This is a genomic window from Yoonia sp. (genome assembly GCF_036770585.1).
Taxonomy (GTDB): domain Bacteria; phylum Pseudomonadota; class Alphaproteobacteria; order Rhodobacterales; family Rhodobacteraceae; genus Yoonia.
Genome location: NZ_DAIPIW010000125.1, coordinates 1 through 3400 on the forward strand (window position 1 = coordinate 1; position 3400 = coordinate 3400).

At 63.0% G+C, this 3400-nt stretch carries 4 protein-coding genes; 1 reads left to right on the forward strand and 3 read right to left on the reverse strand.

From position 1 onward, the window contains the following. Positions 1 to 991, forward strand: a 991-nt coding sequence (rlmN, locus tag V7N12_RS13840) for a 23S rRNA (adenine(2503)-C(2))-methyltransferase RlmN (RefSeq protein ID WP_333715240.1), incomplete at its 5' end; no start/stop codon positions are given. A 23-nt stretch (positions 992 to 1014) separates the two neighbouring features. Here the strand turns inward: rlmN and V7N12_RS13845 are convergent. The 3 genes from V7N12_RS13845 to V7N12_RS13855 all read right to left on the reverse strand — a co-directional run. Next, positions 1015 to 2133, reverse strand: a complete 1119-nt coding sequence (locus V7N12_RS13845) for a Gfo/Idh/MocA family oxidoreductase (RefSeq protein WP_333715241.1) — start codon at positions 2131 to 2133, stop codon at positions 1015 to 1017. A gap of 11 nt (positions 2134 to 2144) precedes the next feature. After that, the gene (locus tag V7N12_RS13850; protein WP_333715242.1) at positions 2145 to 2891 is read right to left on the reverse strand and encodes a sugar phosphate isomerase/epimerase family protein; all 747 of its coding nucleotides are present in this window, start codon (positions 2889 to 2891) and stop codon (positions 2145 to 2147) included. 11 nt (positions 2892 to 2902) lie between these two features. Further along, positions 2903 to 3400 (reverse strand): glycoside hydrolase family 2 protein (locus V7N12_RS13855; RefSeq protein ID WP_333715244.1); only part of this gene is annotated, 498 nt, incomplete at its 5' end.

Consider the following 3400-nt stretch of genomic DNA (forward strand, 5'->3'; position numbering starts at 1 on the left):
TGTGCGCGATTTCGACCAGATGACCAATCTGGCCAAGGACTATCGCGCCATGCTGGCCGAGACCTTCGTGATTGCTGTGCCCGAGGTCGTGACCCGTCAGGTCTCGGAGGACGGCACCCGCAAGTATCTGGTGCGGATCGCGGGCGGCCATGAGGTCGAGGTGGTCTATATCCCCGAAACCGATCGCGGCACGCTTTGCATCTCAAGTCAGGTCGGTTGCACGCTGACCTGTTCGTTCTGCCATACCGGCACGCAAAAGCTGGTGCGCAACCTGACAACGGCGGAAATCGTCGGCCAGATCATGGTCGCCCGCGACGATCTTGGCGAATGGCCGGAACGTGGCACGCCCAAGGATGAAACGCGGCTTTTGTCCAATATCGTGCTGATGGGCATGGGCGAGCCGCTGTATAATTTCGAGAACGTCCGCGACGCGATGAAAATCGCGATGGACGATCAGGGCATTTCGCTGTCGCGCCGCCGGATCACGCTGTCGACCTCTGGCGTTGTGCCCGAAATCGCCCGCACCGCCGAAGAGATCGGCTGCCAGTTGGCGATCTCGTTCCATGCCACCACGGACGCGGTGCGCGACAAGCTGGTGCCGATCAACAAGCGCTGGCCGATTGCGGATCTTTTGGATGCGCTGCGAGACTATCCGAAGGTGTCGAACTCGGAACGCATCACCTTCGAATATGTGATGCTGGACGGGGTGAACGACACCGACGAGGACGCGCAGCGCCTGATCAAGCTGATCGAGGGCATCCCCGCCAAGATCAACCTGATCCCCTTCAACGAATGGCCCGGCGCGCCTTACAAGCGGTCGTCGAACAACCGCATCCGGCGCTTTGCCGATATCATCTACAAGGCAGGCTATGCCTCGCCCATCCGAACCCCACGGGGCGAGGATATCATGGCCGCCTGTGGCCAGCTCAAATCCGCGACCGAGAGGGCGCGGAAATCAAAGGCGCAGATCGCGCAAGAGGCGGGGCTGTAACAGCCGCGCCTCTGCTGTCGTGTTCAGGCCAAAAGCGCTTGCGCCTGGGCAGGTGACAAGGCTGCCGGTCTTTCGCAGGTGGTTGTCAGATCGATGAACCGGCGTTCCTCGCCCGCGCGCAGAATTCCTGTCATGACATCCACCGCATGGACCGCAAGGTCGATATTGCACCGATGCTGCCGCCCTTCGTCGATGGCCGCGGCCATATCCGCAAGGCCAGCACAGCGATAATTCGCCCGCGTGTCCTGATTGGGCACACCAAAGGGGTGATCCGTTGCCGGCAGGGCCGCGATATCCTCGCCCGGCTTGCCGATCTCGATGTCGCCGCCGAAGAAGTTGGGATCCGGCACGAAGAGCGAGCCTGTTTCGCCGTAAAGCTCCATATTGGCATGGCGATGCGCCCAGACGTCCCAGCTTGCGCCCAGTGTCACGGTGGCACCATTGGCAAATTCCAGAAGCGCGTGGATGTTGGTCGGCGTATCGACGGGCACGGTTTCACCTTCGCGGGCACCGTTGCCGATGGTCCGCGTCGGGAAGGTCGCCGTGGCCAGCGATGCCACGGATTTCACCGGCCCGATCAACTGGATCAGGTTGGTGATGTAATAGGGGCCGATATCAAGGACAGGACCCGCCCCCGGCTGGAAAAAGAAATCGGGGTTCGGATGCCAGCTTTCCATGCCGTGGCTCATCACATGGGCCGTGCCGCCGATGATCCGGCCCACCTTCCCTTCGTCGATCACCGCGCGCGCCTGCTGGTGCGCCCCGCCGAGGAAGGTATCGGGGGCCGATCCGACGCGCAGTCCCTTGGCGGCGGCCAGATCGCGCAGGGTCTCGCCCTCGTCCAGGGTCAGGACCAGCGGCTTTTCCGAATAGGCGTGCTTGCCCGCTTCGAGGATGCGCTTGGTGACGGTAAAGTGCACCTCGGGGATGGTCAGGTTCACGATCACGTCGATATCGGGCGCTTGCAGCAGGTCATCGACGGTTTCGGCCCGCAACCCGTATTCATCCGCGCGCGCACGGGCCGCGTCCATGTTGATATCCGCCACGGCCCGCAGGTCGAGCGATTTGAAAAGTGGCGCGAGGCGGCAATAGGAGGTCGAGATATTGCCGCATCCGATGATGCCGACGCCGAGTTTGGTCATGGGTCCGGTCCTTAGAGCGATTTCAGTGTTGCGATGCTGCGGGATGCGAAACGCGCGTGGTCGCTGGGGTTGTCGTGTTCCAGAACGTAGTGATCGACACCTGCATCCCGAAGGGCTGCGTGGATGGCAGCCCAGTCCTGCACACCATGGCCGACATCGGCCCAACCGTCCTCGTCCGTGGCCTCGCCCGCGGGGGCGATGTCCTTGACGTGGACGCTGGCGATCTTGCCTTTGTATTTCGCGATTGCCGCGATCGGATCATGGCCTGCGCGCAGCACCCATCCCAGATCCAGTTCCAGCATCATCCCGTCGGAGACATTCGCGATGATATCCTGCGGCAAATCACCTTCCGGCGTGGCGACGAATTCGAAGTCGTGGTTGTGCCAACCGAAGGTCATGCCCGCATCCCGTATGACCTGTCCGGCCTTGTCGAGCCGTTGCGCAAAGGCTGTCCAGCCCGCGCTATCGGTCGGGCGCTGGTCGGGCATCAGATAGGGCACGAAGGCTTTCTCGACGCCAAGGTCTTGCAGCATGGCAACCGTCCCTTCGGGGTCGCTTTCCAGCATGTCGAGCCCGACATGGCAGGAGGTCATCCTGAGCCCAGAGGCATCCAGCGCCGCCTTCAGGGCCGCAGGATCACCCAGCAGGCCGCCGAAGCCCTCGACCTCGGTGAAACCGGCGTCGGCCAGCATCTTCATGGTCTCAGCCAGCGGCGGAAAGTTGCGCGAGCAGTAAAGCTGGTAGGAAATGCGGGGCATCTGGGGTCCTTTCATTGGGCGTAGGTCGCGCTGTGCAGGTCGCGCAGCGTGAAGGTGGGGGTCGCGCCGTCACCTGCGGGCGCAAAGGTGATCGCGTTTGTCTGACCCGGCAAAAGCAGCAGGGCGTTCTTGTCGAACCGGCCCGCGACATTGGCCTCGACCGCGGCAAAAAGCGCAAGGCCCGTGCTGGTGACGGTCAGCCTGTTGCCGTCTTGCGCCAGGCTGACGCCAGCGGGTTGCAGGTCATAGCTTTTGTAGGGAAGCGGGGCGAAGTGGTCGGCGCCGCTTTGTCCGGTTGACGTGGTCCAGGCGAAATAGAGCATCTCTTGCGGGTGCAGATCGGACAGCGGGACGGTGCAGAGTGTCAGGGCATCCGCCGCCAGATCGCCATCCGCCCGCATCAGCGGGCGCAGCGTGCCGTCCATTGCAAGGGCGCTGACCTCGAGGGTGATTTCGCAAGCCGCGCTGTCGTTCACGCCGACCAGCCGGATCGCCTCGCCATCGGGGAC

Coding starts and splice junctions, on each gene's coding strand:
- V7N12_RS13845 (WP_333715241.1), bottom strand. CDS start 2,133: ATGACCAAACTCGGCGTCGGCATCATCGGATGCGGCAATATCTCGACC.
- V7N12_RS13850 (WP_333715242.1), bottom strand. CDS start 2,891: ATGCCCCGCATTTCCTACCAGCTTTACTGCTCGCGCAACTTTCCGCCG.